8 protein-coding genes are annotated in these 18,667 nt (G+C 64.1%); 3 read left to right on the top strand and 5 right to left on the bottom strand.

The genetic code is table 11. From position 1 onward, the window contains the following. The first annotated feature begins 503 nt into the window (after positions 1-503). The 3 genes from LQ326_RS30540 (at position 504) to LQ326_RS30530 (ending at position 7,699) form a co-directional block, all read left to right on the top strand. Positions 504-5,741 carry a DUF6531 domain-containing protein gene (locus LQ326_RS30540; protein WP_234542280.1) on the top strand — a complete coding sequence of 1,746 codons (5,238 nt, stop codon included), beginning with the start codon at positions 504-506 and terminating at the stop codon, positions 5,739-5,741. Further along, on the top strand, positions 5,741-6,007 hold the full coding sequence (locus LQ326_RS30535) for a YrhB domain-containing protein (protein WP_234542270.1): 267 nt from the start codon (positions 5,741-5,743) through the stop codon (positions 6,005-6,007). The genes LQ326_RS30540 and LQ326_RS30535 overlap by 1 nt, the downstream gene beginning before the upstream one ends. Positions 6,008-6,535: 528 nt before the next feature. Then, on the top strand, positions 6,536-7,699 hold the full coding sequence (locus LQ326_RS30530) for an ISAs1 family transposase (protein WP_234542269.1): 1,164 nt from the start codon (positions 6,536-6,538) through the stop codon (positions 7,697-7,699). 438 nt (positions 7,700-8,137) lie between these two features. Here the strand turns inward: LQ326_RS30530 and LQ326_RS30525 are convergent, their stop codons facing one another. The 5 genes from LQ326_RS30525 to LQ326_RS30510 form a co-directional block, all read right to left on the bottom strand. Further along, a complete protein-coding gene (locus tag LQ326_RS30525; RefSeq protein ID WP_234542268.1) occupies positions 8,138-8,887 on the bottom strand; it encodes a transposase in 750 nt (249 codons plus the stop codon). Between the two features lie 305 nt (positions 8,888-9,192). Then, positions 9,193-9,786 (bottom strand): DUF6531 domain-containing protein, encoded by a 594-nt coding sequence (locus LQ326_RS30520; protein ID WP_234542267.1) that lies wholly within the window; start codon positions 9,784-9,786, stop codon positions 9,193-9,195. A gap of 191 nt (positions 9,787-9,977) precedes the next feature. Further along, entirely contained in the window at positions 9,978-10,319 is a 342-nt protein-coding gene (locus tag LQ326_RS48820) for a DUF6193 family natural product biosynthesis protein (protein ID WP_372496992.1), read from the bottom strand. A 72-nt stretch (positions 10,320-10,391) separates the two neighbouring features. Further along, complete coding sequence (locus LQ326_RS30515) at positions 10,392-11,150, bottom strand: hypothetical protein (protein WP_234542266.1); 759 nt, start codon at positions 11,148-11,150, stop codon at positions 10,392-10,394. 79 nt (positions 11,151-11,229) lie between these two features. Continuing rightward, on the bottom strand, positions 11,230-16,497 hold the full coding sequence (locus LQ326_RS30510; RefSeq protein WP_234542265.1) for an RHS repeat-associated core domain-containing protein: 5,268 nt from the start codon (positions 16,495-16,497) through the stop codon (positions 11,230-11,232). Positions 16,498-18,667 lie beyond the last annotated feature (2,170 nt).

Genomic DNA, 18,667 nt, shown 5'->3' with positions numbered 1-18,667 from the left:
CTCCGGACGACACGTGATCATGCAACGGCCCCTGGGGTACCAGGCCCAGCGACTTCCTCGCCAGGGCGTGGAGAATGGGGCATTAATTTAGAGACCGAGTTAGATCCTTATGTTCATCGTGCATCAATGCTTCATTCACCAAACCGGATGGAAGGATTTAGGCCACATTTAAGGGTGACGTCTGCGCATGCTTCCCTGAACAGGCACTACGCGACGGAAGCCTCGAAGTATTTATGCGATTCAGCCATATAAGCAAGTCGTAAGTTATTTCATGTGTGTGCGGATCAATGATCACCTTCGCATCATGTTCACTGTCGCCACACAAGGGATGCACTGTGCGCACACGATCACGAAGACCCCTCATAGTGGTCCTGGCCCTGGCTCTGATAGCCATCGCGGGCGTGGTTCCGGCCTGGGCTCTCCCGTCCCGTCCCGCCGCCGTGTCCGCGGCTGCCTCAGCCAAGGTCCGGACGGCCGCGGACCTGCCCAAGCCGCCCAAGGCCATGACGCTGGCCGAGCGGCGCCAGCAGGTGAAGCAGTCCCGGGACGACCTGTCGCCGATGGGGAAGTTCCGGAATTCTCACGGCAAGGGTCTGGGGAAGCCGACCCATAAGCCGCACAGCAGGCCGCAGAAGCTCCCGAAGCAGGGGGCCGCTGCCAAGCCCTCGGCCGGGAGCGGAGCGTCGGCCCTGGCCGCCGCGACCACCGCCGACCCGGCCTGGGTGTCCTCCACCGCCATCGCCTATCCGGATTACCTGTCGATCGGCGGATATCTGCAGTTCGCCGCCGGCACCACCGCCTCCTCGTACTCCGGGCTGTGGTTGTACCTCCTGGACGAGAACGGCAACTACGTCTACCAGCACGAGGTCAAGAAGGCCACCGACAATCCGGTGGGCAACACCCCGGACAACGGCGCCTGGTGCTACGGCTGGTGGCCGGCCGACTCCCACCCGGCCGACCAGTGCTTCTGGTGGATGTCCAACAAACTCGGCGGTCTTCTCCAGGACGGCAAGAAGTACTACGCCTATATCTTCATGACAGGCGCGGATGGCACCTACAGTCCGAGGGGGACCACCTCCCCGCCGGTGACGGCCTTCTACACACCGGGCATTCCCGGCGCGCAGGCGGGCATCTGCTCCTGCTACGGGCAGGCCCACCGGGCCGACCCGGTCAACACGGCCACCGGCATGTTCTACGAGCAGCTCACCGACGCCAAGATGGTCGGCGTCGGTACCCAGGTGTCCCTGGACCGCACCTACCGCTCCGACTCCGCCACGAGCGGACTGCTCGGCCCCGGCTGGGCGACACCGTTCGACTCGAAGCTGACGGTCTCCTCCGGCGCGGTGACCTACCAGGCCGGCGACGGGGCGAGCTTCGTCTTCACCCAGGCCAGTGACGGCACGTACACCACACCGGCTGCGTCGACGGCGAAGCTCACCAAGAGCGGTAGCACCTACACACTCACCACCCCGGACCAGACCAAACGCACGTTCAGCGGTTCCGGTCAGCTGACATCCGTGGTCGACAAGGCCGGCCAGGGCCTGACCCTGGCCTACAGCTCCGGCAGGCTTTCCTCGGTCAAGGACGCGGCGGGCCGCACCACCGGCTTCACCTTCAACGCCGACGGCCTGCTGAGCGAGGTGGACCTCCCCGACACCACGTCGGTCTCCTACGGCTACGACGGCGGCCTGCTGACCTCGGTCACGGATCCGGCGGGCAAGACCTCCCACTACGCCTACAACGCGGACAAGAGGCTGTCCTCGTACACCGACCCGGCGGGCGGCACGGTCTCCAATACGTACTACCCGGACGGGCGGATCAAGACCCAGACCGACCAGAACAACAAGACCACCAACTTCACCTGGGACGACACCGACGACAACAGCCGCGAGTCGTACACCACCGCGCCCGACGGGGGCGTCTGGACCGACCTGTACTCCGGCAACGTGCTGATGCAGAGCATCGACCCGTACGGCAAGACCGTCTCCTACGACTACGACCAGAAACTGCGCCCGGTCGACATCACCGACCAGCGCGGCAACACCACGTCGATGACGTACGACAGCGCCGGGCACATGCTCTCCCGGAGCTCCCCCAGCTCGCTCGGGTACTCCGAGAGCTGGACCTACGACAGCGCGGGCAACGTCAAGAGCCACACCGACGGCCGCACCTACACGACCTCCTACGGCTACAACGCGTCCAACCAGCTGACCTCCAGCACCGATCCACTGGGCGGGAACACGTCGTACACGTACACGGCGCTGGGCGCCCTGCACACCGTCACCTCCCCGCGTGGGAAGCAGACGACGTACGACTACGACAGCGCTGGCAACCGGACGTCGGTGACCACTGCGCTGGGTGAGAAGACCACCTTCACTTACGACACCGCGGGCCGCATGCTGTCCAAGACCAGCCCGCGTGGCAACGTCTCCGGCGGTCACCCGGACTGGTACACCACTCACTACGCCTACGACGGACGCGGTCTGCTGAAATCCGTCACGGACCCGCTGGGCCACACCACCGGCTACGAGTACAACGGCGCCGAACAGCTCACGTCCGTCAAGGACAACCGGGGCAACGTCACCCGCTACGAGTACGACGACGCCGGCAACCTCACCAAGACCACGGACGCGCTCAACAAATCGATCATCCGGACCTACGACACGTACGGCAACGTCACCTCGGAGACCGACCCGCTCAAGAACAAGACGGTCTGGAACTACGACAAGCTGGGCCGGCTGAGCAGCACCGTCTCCGCGCGCGGCAATCTGCCCGGCGCCAACCCGGCGGTCTACACGACGAGTTACGAGTACGACGACGCCGGCAACCGCACCAAGGTCACCGACCCGGCCGGCGCGTACGTGACCACCGAGTACGACGCCGTGAACCGGCCCGTCAAGGTCACCGACGCGCTGAAGAAGCCGACCCTCTACGAGTACGACGCCGACGACAACGTCACGAAGGTCACCGACCCGTACACCAAGACCGTCATCTCGACCTACGACAAGAACAACCGGCTCCACACCACCACCGACCAGCTGACCAAGACCACCACCTACGACTACGACGCCGACGGCAACATGCTCAGCACCACCTCGCCGCTGGGCAACAAGCAGAGCTGGACCTACGACGCCGACGGCCGCCTCGCCTCGACCACCGAACCCCGCGGTAACGTCGCCGGTGCCACAGCAGACAACTACACGACCTGGTACGACTACGACGCCAACGGCAACCCGAAGACCGTCTGGAACATATCCGGCGAGACCGACACCACCTACGACGCGAACGGGAACCTCGTATGGCAGCGTGACCCGGACGGCGCCACCGCTTCCTACTACTACGACGACCTCGACCGGCTGCACCGGCTGGACGCCATCGCCCAGGGCACCACGCTGTACGAGTACGACGAGGTCGGCGACCTCAAGACGCGCACCGATGCGAACAACCACGTCACCGCCTACGGCTACGACGACGATCACCGGCTGAACTCGGTAACCGATCCGCTGAACCGGACGACCACCTACTCCTACGACCCCGACGGCAACCAGAACGGCACGACCACCCCGCGCGGCACCACCACTCTCACCTACGACGCCCGCGACCTGCTCAGCAAGACCGACTACTCCGACTCCACCCCTGACGTCAGCTACGGCTACGACGCCGTCGGCCGGCTCACCTCCCGCGTCAACAGCTCCCTCACCGAGGACTTCGGCTACGACTTCGTCGGCCGGCTCACCAAGAACCGCGGCTTCTCCTACACCTACGACGCCGCCGGCCACATGCTCAGCCGCACCCTCGGCGACGGCAACACCGTCGGCTACACCTACGACGACGACGGCCGCACCAAGACCATGACGGCCGACTCCAAGACCACCAGCTACGCCTACGACCCGGCAGGCAATCTCACCACCACCACCCTGCCCAACACCGAGACCGAGACCCGCGCCTACGACTACGGCGGACACCTGACCGGGGTCACCTCAGCGAAAGCCGGCGCCACCGTCACCAGCATCTCCTTCTCCCTGACTCCCGGCGGACTCCCGAACCATGAGTACGTAACGCGCGCGGGTGTCGGCAGCGGCGGCTGGGACCTGACCTACGACGAGGCCGGCCGCCTGACCTCCGGCTGCGCCCCGCAACCCACCGACGTGGGCTGCCCCGCCGCCCGCGCCACCACCTACACCTACGACGAGGTCGGCAACCGTCTCACCTCGACGCTCGGCACGACCAGTACCAGCTACGGCTACGACGCGGCCGACGAGCTGATGTCCGGCACGACCGGCTCCACGACCACCGCCTACTCCTACGACACCGAGGGCAACCAGACCAAGGCCGGCGCCAACACCTACACCTACGACCTCGCCGGACAGATCGCCGCCGCCACCGTCGCCGGCACCAACTACACCTACACCCACGACGGTGCCGGCAACCAGCTCACCACCAGCAGATCAGGCACCGTCCAGGGCCGCCTCGACTGGGACCTCAACGCCTCGGTCCCGCAGCCGGCCACCGAGTACGACAGCGCCGGAGCGATCAAGCAGTCCTACCGCTACGACCCACTCGGCCAGCCCACCGCCACCGAGACCACCTCCGGCGCCCTCTTCTTCTACCACCACGACACCCAGGGCTCCCCGGTCGACGTCACAGGCAGCACCGGCACCCTCTACCAGCGGTGGACCTACGACCCCTACGGCACCCGCACCCTCAACACCGTCACCAGCGGCGCCCCTGCCAGCACCCCGGCCTACACCGGCGCCCGCTACGAGACCACCACCGGCAACCTCGACCTCCACGCCCGCCAGTACACCACCACAACAGGCCGCTTCAACCGCCCGGACCCCGCCGCCCCCGACCACAACAACGCCTACACTTCGGCCTACGCCTACGCCAACGACGCACCCACCCTCTACACCGACCCCAGCGGCCGGACACCCGTCCCTGGCGACAACGGCAACGGCAAGGTCGACAGCCTCGGCGAGGGCCTGAAGATCTTCGGCGACGGCTTCCTGCAGGGTCTGAAGGCACCCTTCGATTTTCTGAATGACGCCCACGACGCCCTCACCGGAGCCAACGGCGGCGCCGGAGCCTTCCTCGACAAATACCTCCCCGTCCGCCCCGCCTACCGCCTCTACCGCGCCGCGGACATGCTCCGCCAACAGGGCTGCGACGCACTCGCCGACCAATACGAGAACGCGGCGGACGAACTCGCACAGCAGATCGCGGTCATGGGGATCGGCGGACTCTCCGGTTGGCGACGCGCCGCCGTGTTCCCGGAAGAGGCAGAAGCGGTCGGCAATCTGAGGTTCGGGCCCGGTGGTGGAGGGGTCACCCTCGGATATGGAGGCATCCCGTACAAGACACCCATCACCCCGGAACTCAAGGCAGCGGTGAACCCGCAAGGCGGTGGGCTGAACTGCCGCGCATGTGCCGTGGCAGTGGACCACCTGCTCCGCGACGGATCACGTTCTGCGGCTCCGGGCAGCCTGAAGGCCGGCCCTGTCGGTCCCATCGAGTCCATCTACGGACGGCAGTTCAAGGGGACTACACTGTCGGGTCTCGTGAATGAGATCAAAACGGCTGGCGATGGCGCACGCGGTATTGTCATAGGAGTGAAAGGCAAATTCGCGCATGCCTTCAACGTCGTGAATATCAAGGGAGACGTGGTCTTCCTGGACGGCCAGACAGGGCATGCCAGCCATGTCGCGACGTGGAGGAGCTACCAGCTGATGAGGACGGATTGATGCTGGACATCGAAGAAGCCGCCAGGCTGGCTCAGCGCTTCCTGGACGAAGAGACCGGGCCGGGCGACGCCCCATTGGCTCTCGTGGCAGAGGAACGCGCTCAGGTAGGCGGCCTATACTATTTCGGCTGCCAGTCAGTCGCCTACCTCCGCAGCGGAGAATTCCGGGACATGGCCATCGGCATGGCCGGCGTATCCGTCGACGCGGAGACCGGGGCGTGCCGTGTTCTGGGCGCGGTCGAGGCTGCTGAACTCGACCTCTTCTGACGTACCGCACCAGATCGAACGCAGGTTATGCAAGCGCCCGGCTGGAATTTACCAGCCGGGCGATTTGCATGGGGCAATAGCCGCTTTCGGCCGGGGGTGAGTTGACAGCTGCGGCCCACCACTGGGATGTAGACCGATGGCCATGAGTTAAGCCGAGTCGGGTGTTAGCATCGATTCTTCGGTGGGGGTTGGTCGTTGAGTGGCCTGGCGGTTCGCCCGTAATGTCCATCACCGTGTGAGGGCGGGCCGTCGCGTGTCGCTGCGGGGTGCGCCGGGTTCCACGGGCCCGGAGGTTGCTGGCCTTCCTCCTCTCGGTGTGCGTTGGGGCAAAGATTGGTCGTCAGGTGGCGGCCAGGGGCCGTTGCATGATCACGTGTCGTCCGGAGTGCCGTGCTGGCCCCTCCTTGGAGGGGCCAGCACGGTTCGGGCAGGTGGCGGACGCAGTACGGGCACGGTCTCAGTGATCATGTGAGTGTCGAAGTCCCATGAACACCTGGCGAGTCCGTGCCTGCTCCTGCATCTTCTCCCATGCCCACCGCGCTGGCTCAACTGGGCCGGACTACCGCGCCGGTCCCGCTGAGGGACGCGGTCGCACTGTCCGGCTTCCTGGACCTCGTCCCCGACCCGCGAGGCGTCCGTGGCCGCCGCTACCGGCTGTCCGCCCTCGTCTCCGCAGCCGCGGCGAGTGTCCTCGCCGGTGCCCGCTCGCTCACCGCGATCACGGAATGGATCAGCGACGTCCCCACGTGGGCCTGCCGGGTTCTCAACTTCCCCTCCGACCCGCTCTCCGGCACCGTGTCCATCCCGCACCCCCACACCTTGCGCCGTCTGCTCGTCCAGCTCGACGGCGACGCCCTGGACCGGGCGATCGGTGCCTTCCTCACCGCCCGCGCCACCCCGGCCGGCCCCGGACTGCGGGCGATTGCCGTCGACGGCAAGGCCCTGCGCGGCTCACGCACCCACGTCACCGGGCACGTCACCCTGCTCGCCGCGATGGACCACACCGGTCACGTCCTGGCCCAGCGCCAGGTCGCCGACAAGAGCAACGAGATCCCCGCTTTCCGGCCCCTGCTGGACAGCCTCGACCTGACTGGCACGGTCATCACCGCCGACGCGCTGCACACCCAGCACGCTCACGGCACCTACCTTCGCGAGCGCGGTGCCCACTACATCGCCCAGGTCAAGGCCAACCATCCCAGCCTCTTCGACCGCGTCCGTCGCCTGCCCTGGCGCGAGATCACGCTCGACCACTACGACCGCACCCGGGCCCACCACCGCCTGGAGATCCGGCGGCTGAAGGCCGCTGCCTTCGCCCACCTCGACTACCCCGACGCACGCCAGGCCCTGCAAGTCGTGCGCCGGAGGAAGGATTTCACCAGCGGCAAGCTCACCATCGAGCGTGTCTACCTGATCACCAGCCTGCCGCCCGGCGCGATTCCCGGCGCCCAGCTCGCGGCCTGGATCAGAGGGCACTGGAAGATCGAAAATCTTCTGCACCACGTCCGCGACCGCACGTTCCGCGAGGATGACTCCAAAATCCATGCCGGCCATCTCCCACGCATCATGGCCGGCCTGCGCAACCTCGCCATCGGCGTCCACCGTCAGGACGGTCACACCAACATCGCCGCCGCCCTACGTCACACCGCCCGCGACTGGCAAAGGCCCCTGGCCGCCCTCGGCATCACCGGATAAATCGGGACAGACCTCGATCATGCAAGGGACCCTGGCGTAGGGCCTGGATCTCATCGTCAGTGACGTGGCCGTGGTCGGCCTCGGCGATGTCGCGCGGCATGATGATCGAGTACTTGCCGGTAGTGAGTGGTGGGGTGTTCCGGCCAGGGTGAACTGGGCAGGCTCGCTGCGGAGTTGGCCAGGCAACTGGAAGAGTTCCAGGTCGAGTGGAAGGAACCTCTGATCGCCGAGCGGGTCCTGAGCCGGTTGGCCGAGCAGGGCCGGACCGCCAAGGGGTCACCGTGGCCGTCGCCCCGATGCCCGCCAGGGTGGCGGGGCGGTCGGTTCTGCCGCTCCCGCAGCGCGCGAGACCCCGTGGATCGGAACGCCGTTGACCACGGCTCGTGGAGGCGGAGAAGATGCCGACTTGTTCGAACCGTGCTGAGTCAGTGAGCACTTTCAGCGTTGCCGCTCCAGGGTGAGGATGGCCGCGGCGATTGACGACATTCGATTCGGACTGCATCGCGCCTTGCGGAAGATCCGCCACGACTTGAGCCGTGCGACGCCGCGCTCGACCGGTACCCGGGCCGCGGACAGCGCGCGGTTGACGGTTTGCTGTGTTGGCGTGAGGTCGCGCCCCGGCGGACGTCTGAGGGGGGTCGTCACCCACGGGCCCGCTCCCATGTAGGCGCGGTCGGCGAGGATCGGGATGCCTTGGCGTTCGCAGATTCGGATGATCCGGTGGGTGCGGGCCGCGGTGAGGTCGTGCGCGCGGCCGGGCAGTGCCGGCGAGATCCACAGCAGGTGGCCATCCGGATCGGTCACCAACTGCACGTTCACGCCATGTCGGCGGTGTTTGGCTGAGTAGTCGGCCTGGCCGTCGCCCAGCCGGTCGCACTCCGCGAGAGTGCCATCGAGCAGGACGTAGTCGGGATCGGTCTCGCGCAGCACCTTGAGCAGGCCCGGTGCACGGTCGGCGAGCAGGCCGATTACCGCGGTGGTGTAGGCGTGCGCGGTGCCCACCGAGACACCGAAGCCCACGGCGATCTGGGCGAGCGTGTCGTGCTTGCGCAGGTACGTCAGGCCGACGAGCGCACGTTGGTGCGGCGGGAGTTTGCACCGTCGGTCACCCTCGCGGGTGACGATGAGCATCGTGACCCACTCGACCAAGGCGTGGGGCAGGTCGAGTGCGGCAGAATACGGAACCAACGCGGCTCCTGTGCCTGTGGGTTGAGACTTCGAACACCTCCCCCAACGGCACGGGAGCCTCGTGCGTTGCGCACCCCCTCGGCGTCACCCGATCGGTGGCCGAGCTGAAAACGCTCAGTGTTGATCTCGGCCCCTGGAAACCAGGAATTCGCAGTTGCCCCCCGTGCGCGCGCACGGGGGGCAACTGGCTATTGGCGGCTCAATGTGAAGGTGGGGGACGGTGTGTCAGACGGGCGGGCTGCCCGTCGCCGATGCGATCAGGCTGGCCGCTCGTGGTGAGCTCATCGGCGTATATCCGCTCGACCTCAATTCGTGATGAGTCGGCCCTGTGAGTCGTAGGAGTAGGTCGTCTTCTTGCCGACCACATTCGCGACGCTTGTCAGGTATCCCTCGTTCGAGTAGACGTAAGTGAGGCGACCGCCGTCTGCGAGGGTCACGGTCAGCAGTAGCCCCGTGCTGCTTGTGGTGAAGCGTGCTACGCGGCCTTCGGCGTCCGCGACCGCCGAGATCCGTCCGGTTGTCGTGTACGTGAGCTGGAGACCTGTTCCGCTGCCGTTCACGACCGTGCTGAGACGTCCGGTCTGGTCGAAGTTTCGGACCTCGTTCCCGCCGTCCGAAGCCAGGGAGTAACCCCCGCCTGTGGCGGTCAGCTTGTAGGCTGTCCCCTCGGGCGCGCTGTAGGTGCCGTCGCTCTGCCGGGTGAAGGTCACCTCGGTGCCGTCCGCATCGTCGAGAACGACTGTTGCCGCGGATACTTCCAACCTTGCTTCGAGGGAGAGTCTCCAGCCCTTGCCGAGCAGTCCGGGTGTCGCTGCGGGATCCCAGTGGTAGAACCTCGTGATGCTGAAGGGGAAGCCCTGGCTTGCGACTTGTGCGTCCACTACTTGCAGGTCACTCACCAAGGTCTGCGAGGCATTCCCAGGAGCGGCTGAAATGTCCTTGGGGGAGGCTGCGGATGCATGAGCTGATGCCATAGTCGCTATGGCCAGTCCTGCTAAAGCGAAAGCGATGGTCTTTCGGATGTGAGACACTGTGATCTCTTCTCCTCGGATTTTTGCGGGTCGAACCCCGTCGGCTTCAAAGGGGCGGGTCAGGGATGTTTTCTTATCAGTGCGGCCGCGAATTCAACCGCCTCTGCCGGATCGTTCGTTAGGAACAGGCAGATGTCCTGGGTATGAGGCCAGGCGAGGACGCGATACTCTCCGTCTGCTGCCGAGATGGCGGGAAATCTATCCGCGATTTCACTAAATGCGTCTGAATTAGAGAGAGTTAGCGACCACATCGAGATTGCCGGATAAAGTGACCGCAGTATCGGATCAGTGTGTGCTGCAGAAATCAGCCGCCACATCTCTTCCGTGAAGACACTGTTCTGATCATGGGGCGGCTTGTACTCCTCTAGGAGGACTTTCCACTCCTCGGAACGTGCACGCATAGGACCACAAAACCAAGTTCGCGAACTGGTGGCGCTAGGGAGGCGGTTCGGTTTCAGCAGGGCGGGCTGCCGTTATAGTCGCCGTTTGATCGCAACGCATCCCAGCGCCTCGGCGAGGTCGTCTGAAACGGCTACAGTCGTTTGCCAGCCATAGGCATCGAATACATGGAATATTCGAATCATTGCATCCGGTGCGAGGCTGGCCATGACTTGAGAGAATCGTTCCATGTCGATCCCCATCCGTGAGGAGTTCTCGTCATGGGTGGCTCGATCTGCATAGTGACGGCCCAACGTTTGTGGAGTCGCCAGCCATAGCGGAATGTCTTGAGAAGTCGAGATCGTGAGACTTTCGGCAGCGATGCAGGCGGACTCCCAGTCGGCAGTGATGAGTGTTTCGCATATTTCAAGTGCACGGCTGCCCTTAAGGAATCCCACTGCGCCGGATGCGACCGATGAGGGGTCCGTGGGGGTTCCTTTTACTGCTGTGATTGCAAGTGGACGTTCGAGGTCGTCGGACACAGTGACTAGAGTGCGCCCTTTGTTCGTCGATACAGAGTAAAACTTGATGAATTGTTCGTTCGAATCCTGCAAGACTTGTATGAAGCGCTCCAGGTCTATTGTTCTATCGAGCAGTCCGGAATCTTGGGTGAGACGCAGGCTGTAGATGCCGGCCATTGAGGCGGTTTTGACACGGGAAAGTTTTACGGGCGTGATGGATTGTTCAAGTCCGTCGGCGGCACTCTGGGCCGACTCCCATCCTGACTGTGCAAGCGCACGGCAATGAGCGAGGGCTTTGTGTGCGGTCAGCGTACCTGTGTTTGGGTTAATCATCTGTTCAGGTCTGCCTTCCAGTGGTGGGAACGGGGTGGCCGTCGGATCTTCTCGGCGGCCACCCTGGCTAGTCAACCGGTTATCCGGCGGGTACGTGGAAAACCTTAGCTCCACGCACAAGTCCTTCTACAAGATTCTCATTGCTCTCCCACAGATCGGTGCTGAACATGATGGACGGGTATACCGGCTGGCCGAGGGGGAGTTTCACTTGAAGGATCACTCCGGGAAGGTCTCTTCTCCCCTCAGCCGCGCCTCGGGCATAAGACAGCGCGGTCTGTTTTGATGTCGTCCATGACGTGTAAATGCTATCGGTGTTCCCGTCGTGATGCGCCTCCATGCTCGCGTTACCACCACGGGGCTTCGCGACGCCTTGCACTGCGTCGTCGTATGCGGGACTCGCCGTGGACACGCCCCGGTACAGATAGTTGAATCCGGGCTCTTCTGGGATCGAGTCCAGAGAGAAGGAGCTTCCACCTCGGAGGGCCGGGTCATCGGCGTGCGCTGCCCCTGGCCCGTAACGGGTCGGTGCAGATGAGCCGGGGAACTTACCCTTCAGCCAGTTGAAGGCGGGCCCGAGGAGGCTGGTGCCGGCACCACCTGCGGCACCGATGAGTAAGTCCCACGGTGTTGTTGGCTGGCAGTGGGCCTCGTTGACAGCCCAGGAGAGGCCGGCTCCCACGCCGGCGTTGACGATTGCTGAGGTGGCGAGGGCGCGGCCTCCGCTCAGGCCGAGGATGCTGGCTGCGGCGTTTCCTGCGCCGGGCATGATGGCGCCTGCGATGGCGCCGGTGAGGGCTCCTTCTCCGGTGGCGGTGGCGAAGCCGCCCCAGGTGAATCCGCCGTTGCGGTGCTGCCATCCGTAGATGCCGCCTTCGACGGTGGCGCCGATGGCTGCTCCGATGCCGGCGCTGACGCAGAGGGGGCAGCGGCCTGAGGGGTCGGACTGGTTGACGGGGTCGTTGCCGGCGTAGGCGTAGGGGGAGAGGTTGGGGCTGTCGTTGCTCGCGGGCTCGGGGTCGGTGCTGGTGAATCGTCCGGTGTCGGGGACGTAGCTGCGGTCACGCAGGTACAGGCGGCCGGGGAGGACGGGGTCCTGGTACTGGCCGGTGTACTGGAAGAGGCTGGACGTGGGGTCGGTGACGTTGGTCTTGCCGGTGGCCACGCCCCAGGGGCTGTAGGTGTAGGAGTAGGTCTCCCTGCCGGTGGCGTCGTAGACGGCGGCGGTGGAGTTCTGCCGGTCGTGGCGCAGGTAGAAGGTGCCGGTGGTGCGGTTCTGGGATTCGGCGATGCCTTCGGGATTGTACTGCCAGTCGGCGATGAGGCCGCCTTGGCTGTTGGTCTCGGTGGCGATCTGGGGCAGGGGGTTGTTTATGTCCCACCGGGTCGTGCGGGAGAGTGCGCCGTTGAGGTTGGTGAGGGTGCGGTTGCCGTCGGCGTCGTTGACGAAGGTGTAGGTGTTGGCGCCGACAACGGCGGACTTCAGGTGGCCCAGCGGGTCGGAGGTGTAGGTTCCGGCGGCGTCCTTGGTGAGGTTGCCGTCGGCGTCGTAGGTGTAGTCGAGGCTGGTGGTGCCCTCGACGCGCTTGGTGAGCTGGTCGGCGGCGTCGTAGGTGTTGGTGCGGGTGCTGGTCGGCGTGGTGGTGGTGGTGAGGTTGCCGACCTTGTCGTAGCTGTAGGTGCTGCCGCCGGTGGTGGGCAGGCAGGAGGCGGTGGCGGAGGTGTCGGTGCAGGCCCGGGTCACCCGGCCTGCCGCGTCGTAGGCGTAGCGGTCGGCAAGGCCGGTGGTGGTGGCGTCCTTGAAATAGTCCTTGGTGACGCGGCCGTCGGCGTCGCGGTCGACGAAGCGGGCGCCGGTGCCCTGGGAGACCGAGGCGAGCCGTCCGGCGCGGTCGTAGGTTCGGGCCTCGGTGACCGCGGTGGTGGTGGGCAGCTTGACGGTCAGCAGGTTGCCGGCCGCGTCCCAGGTGTAGTTGGTGGTTTTGCCGCCAGCTGTCTGCCCGAGGATGTGGCCGTCGCTGTCGTAGCTGTAGGTGATGGCCCGGCCGTCGGGGTAGGTACGGCTCTTGAGGGTGCCGTTGTCGTTGTAGGCGTAGGTGAACGGGCTGGTGGCACCCGGTGAGGTAATGGTCAGCGGCCTCCCCTCGGCGTCGTAGGCGAGGGTACGGGTGCCGGTGCCGTCCTGGACCGTCTTGGGCTGTCCTGCCGCGTCGTAGGTGTACGCGGTGGTCGCCGTGCCGTCGGAGAAGGTGGTCTGCGTCAGCTGGTTGCGGGCGTCGTAGGTGCTGGTGGCCTTCTGGCCGCGGGCGTTGGTGATGCTGGTGCGGTTGCCGTCGGCGTCGTAGCCGTAGGAGGTGGCCCGGCTGAGCGGATCCGTGGTCTTGGTCAGGCGGCCGGTGTCGTCGTAGGCGTAGGTGGTGATGTGGCCGTTGGGGTCCTTGCGGGAGCTCAGATTGCCGGCCGTGTCATAGCCGAGGTCGGTGACGGAGCCGCCTGGGCTGGTGGCCTTGGTCAGGCGGCCCAGGGCGTCGTACTCGTAGGCGGTCTTGTTGCCCAGGGCGTCGGCCCGCTGGGTGAGGCGGCCGTCACCGTCGTAGGTGTTGGTGACGGTCTTGTTCCCGTAGGGGTCACTCTGGCTGAGGATGTTGCCGGCCGCGTCGTAGGCGGTGGTCCAGGTGTACTGGGCGGGATCGGCGCCGGTTGCGTTGCCGCGCGGTTCCACGGTGGTGGTCAGGCGGCCGTTGTCGTCGTAGCCGTAAGTGGTCTTGTTGCCCAGGGGCGTGGTCTCGGAGGCCAGGTTGCCGGCGTCGTCGTAGGTGTAGGTGGCTGTCTTGCCGCCGCGGTCGAGGGTGGTCAGCAGCTGACTGTTGGCGTCGTAGGTGTTGACGGTGGTTTTGCCGAGGGCGTCAGTGGTCTTGGTGACGTTCCCCTCACCGTCATACTCCGTCTTACGGACGCGCCCGAGCGGGTCGGTGACCGTGACCGGCCGGTACTCGGCGTCGTAGTCAGTCTTGGTCGTGTTGCCGAGCGGGTCGGTGACCGTGGTCTGGTTGCCGACCTTGTCGTAGCCGTACTTCCAGGTGTACTTGGAAGCATCCGCGCCCGCGGCGTTGCCCCGGGCGCTCGTCATCGTGAGCAGGCGGCCGGCCTTGTCGTAGGTGTAGGTCGTCTTCGCGCCCGTCGCGTCCGTGCGCGAGGCCACGTTGCCCATGACGTCGTACGTCATGTGCACCGTGTGGCCGGCCGGGTCCTTCACGTCGGTGAGCCGGTTCGCGACGTCGTAGGTGTACGTCGTGGTGTTGCCCGCAGCATCGGTGGCCGTGGCCAGATTGCCCGCTTCATCGTAGGTGTTGCGGGTGGTGTTGCCTTTAGCGTCCTTCGTTGAGACGAGTCGTCCTGTTTGGTCGTATCCGTAGGACGTGGTGAACTCGGCGGGGTTGGCTCCGGAGACATTTCCGCGGGGGTCTGTCGAGGTCGTTACGTGGCCTGCGGCATCATAGCCCCAGGTCTGCCGGGATCCGTCCGGAAATATTTCCGAAACCTTGTCGCCGGCTGTGTCGTACTCGAACTTTGTCAGCTTCCCACGCGGGTCGGTGATCGACTCTACCTGACCTTGACTGGTGTATGTGAAAAGCGTCTTCTTGCTGAGCGAATTTACAGCTGTACTCAGCTGATTCTTGGAGTCGTAGGAGTACGAGCTCCTCTTTCCGTTCCCGTTAGTGTAGAGGAAGATGTTTCCGGCCGTGTTGTAGGACCAAGTTCGGCTGGCCAGCGGTGTCGTGATTTTTTTGAGCTTCCCTGAGGCGCCGTCGATCTGCCGCTTTACCGTGTTCCCCAGGGCGTCTGTAACCTGTACCGGATCGAGTTTGTAACTGTAGCCGTACGAGGTCTGATTTCCGAAAGGGTCGTATTGCGACACAAGCACATTCTGCTCGTAGACGTCAGTCCATATACCGCCGTCCGGCGCGGTGACGTCCGTCTCTTTCCCGTTGTAGAAGAACTTTGTGCTGGCGCCTGCCTCATCAATCTGCTCAGTTACCTGCCCAGCACTGTTATATGTGTTCGTCAGCGCCGCATTGCCTCGCGGATCGATTACCTTGTTTAGATTACCCGCACCGTCATAGCGATAGCTGACCTTATTTCCACTCGGGTCCGTCACATCTGAAAGCTTTCCATCGGCGTAGCCGAAGGCTATCTTCCTGCCGTCGGACAGCGAGATGAGGGAAAGCTTTGAATCGGTGTACGAGAACTCTGCTTTCTGCCCAGACGGAGTGGTCAGATCGGATATCTTACCTGTTCCGTCACGGTTGTAGATGACTGCGCGACCCTGCTTGTCCGTGGTCTTCGTCAGGCTCCCGTCCTGATTGAAGGAGAGGATCTTGCCTTCGGGTGTCACCAACTGGTAACCGTCGGCAGTGGCGGTCAGTTTCGACTGTGCGGTGGCAGGGGCTATGTAGCTGTCGCCGCTTTTCGCGTACGGGTACTGGGATCCGTCTTCAGCTCGGAAAACGATGGAGCCGTCACTCTTCTTCTCAAGCTCCGCCTCCCAGGGAGTCGACCAGCCTTCGCCGAGAATGGGCGAGGAGTCGTCGTCAGCGGCCAGTGTGCCGCCCAATCTGTTGTTTGACGAATAACTGCGGACTAGGTCCAGAGGAACGGACCCTGACAAGGTGGCATCGGAGTACGCCTGACCAAACGCCCCCGTTGCCGTATTGACACCTTCGCCGCGAAATGATTGACAGTGTGCCGCACCGGCGGAATTGCTGCCACAGAACGCCCCGTAGGTCTGGTTTGCTGGAACACCGGCAAGGGCGTAGCCATGATTGTCTTCATCAGCATAGATGAGAGTGGGCCACGATCCGTCACTGTTTCTCCAAATGACCGAAGCCCTGAACTCCGAAGGAGCGTCGCTGTCGACTATGGTATTTGCGAGACACAGGTCAGGGTCGTACTTGTACGTGAAAGAGACGTGCGCACCTTCGGTGAAAGGAGGGCTCAAGGGTCCACGTCCCCACATGTTGGAATGGACCCACGACGGTGCAGTTACCGTGATCGGATCGCCGAACCAGATTGGTGACAGCGCGTTGCCGCATATTATCTGCGGGCGCACGACGACGGACTGTGGCCCCTTATCCTCCGTTGCAGCGTCCTCGCTCCCTTCCCAGTTGTAGTAGATCTCGGCCTTATAGGTGAAGATATCACCTTCTTTCGGAAAAAAACCGTTGAAGTAATGGCCGACATTGTTTTCGTCGTCATAGTAGTGTGATACTTGGGCGCCTGTGGCGTCTGTCAGCAGAGCGTCCTGAATCTCAATGCCGTACGGGACCACCGAATCGGCAGAAGCGGACATTTTACTCTCGGGGCCGCTTCCCTCTAATTTGCGTAAAGGGGCCCTTGTCTTCCTTTCTTTTCCTTCTCGTGCTACCTGTGACCTTCGCTGCTTTAAGGTCATTGCCTGCTGCGATTTGGCAGGGTCCGGCCCATGCGTTGTTTCTACTTGCGGAGCACTCCGGGATATCCTCTGGGGTCCGGGGGATGCCTGCGATATGCCGGCAAGCAGCATGCTCCATGCGATTACAGCGGCGACGGCTAGTACAGGTCGCGTCGAAGCGAGCGATCTTCTCATTAAGACTCCTTTTCTTCGGTCCCGGGATGGTGGATCACGGTGTAACCAGTACATGCAGAAGAGGCCGTCCGCGCTTACGTGTGGAGCACAGGTTGGACATGGCAGGGGCATGCCAAATCTTGAGTTGCTGGCGACTTGAAAGCGGACTCACTGCAAGGCGGCTTGCCGATGGATGCAACGAGCTCTCGACGGCTCATTGCTGCATAAGGAACCGCGGCAATGCCCTGCTAGGTTTGTGGACAGCCTGCGGCAGGGCCGGAGCCTGCTGACGCCATTCCGCTCTAGTGCAGGGTGCTTTAACGTGGTCCATCGGTACGGGAACCCCCCTTGTTCCGCTCTCCGCATGGTCAGTGCACAGAGGTATCACCGGAAATGGATCCCACGAGCTTCGAACAAGTTATCGCCACTCGTGTCGCAGTGTCAACAGTTGAAAACACATTGTGATCGACCTGATCGCCCAATGGCAGTGCCGGTCATCGTGAAGTTGCCAGTTCACGAGCCTGGTGTGCGTGATGTCCCGGATGCTCGTGCTGGTCGCGGGCGAATGGCTCGGTGGGGATCGTCGGCGGGCATGGGCCTGTCGCCACGCTGCGGGACGGTCCTAGCCTGACCGCCGTCACCTTCCATGCCCTGCGCTCGGCGGAGGCGAACATCTCCTGGCTGGTCGAGACCAAGCAGGCCCACTGCATCGCCGTTATCAAGACCAGCCAGCCCGCCGCCTACGCCCAACTCGCTGTCCTGCCCTGGCAGTTCAGCGCATCGCCTCCGGGGCTGGACGCGGACGCCGCGAGTCCCGCTCGATCAAGACGTGCGGGTTCGCCGACGAACTCGGCGGAATCGTTTTTCCCTATGCCGGCCTGGCCATCCGTGTCCATCGCCGGCGCAAGCCCGCTGGTGGACGCGAGACCGGTGGGCGCTGGGAGTGGAGAACTCCTCCCGTCACATCAGGGACATCACCTTCGCCGAGGACGCCTCCACCGTCCACGCCGGGACCGCGCCACGGGCCATGGTGACCTTCGGTAACCTCGCTATCGGCATGCTGAAAACCCTCGGAGCCGACAGCATCGCCCAGTCACCAGGGCAATCCGCGACGAACCTGAACGAGCACTTCCCATCCTGGGCATCACCAACGATCCGAACAGCTGCGGAACCTGATCAAGCCCTGCCCGTCAGGGCCCGGATCTGCGTCTTGGGAGGCTTTGAGTCATGTCGATCTCATGCTGGAAATTTACCCTCCGAAAGGGAAGTGATGATTCCGTAATTAAATTCCCTAAATTAGGTAGATCATCGGAAATGAATGGGTAATGGGGCCGGATGGCATGCAAAGTGGAGGATTGCCTTTCGGGGTAAAGTGCTGCTGTTGTTCCGAAGGTTCACTCTGGCGCAAAAGATGTCACAGGTGCTTCTGTGTGCAGAGCGCATCTTGTTCGACCGTCGGCCTCAAGGAATGATCGGCCCGCGACAAGTTCATGACCTGCTGATTGTCGTGGTGCCAGGAACCGTTCGGACCTAGGGGCTATGTCATGGACTTACGGCGCTTCAGGCTGCTCAGAGCCGGAGTGGTGATCGCTCTTCTTGCCGGGCTCAACTCTGCCATTCCCGTTGTGGCTACGGCGGCTCCCCTGCCGGCGCCCGGGACAAGCGTTTCGGCAGCTGGCGGCCCCGCCCCTGCCGACCCCGGGCGCGCGATGTCACTGTCACAACGCCGCACGCAGGTCAGGCAAGACCGCAAGGTCCGAACCTCGGTATCGTCGGCGGCCCCCAAGACGCACCCTTCGGCCCCCAGGACGCGCCCCTCGGCCAGGGCGATACGGGCAGTCACCAAAGCGGAGGCCAAAGCCGCCGCGCCGGCGGCTGCGGCGGACGACGCCCTCGTGTACGGGACGCTGGATAA

This window comes from Streptomyces shenzhenensis, from assembly GCF_021462265.1.
Taxonomy (GTDB): Bacteria; Actinomycetota; Actinomycetes; order Streptomycetales; family Streptomycetaceae; genus Streptomyces; species Streptomyces shenzhenensis.
The sequence above is the reverse complement of the archived record's forward strand: the minus strand, read 5'-3'. Positions and strand labels throughout refer to the sequence as shown.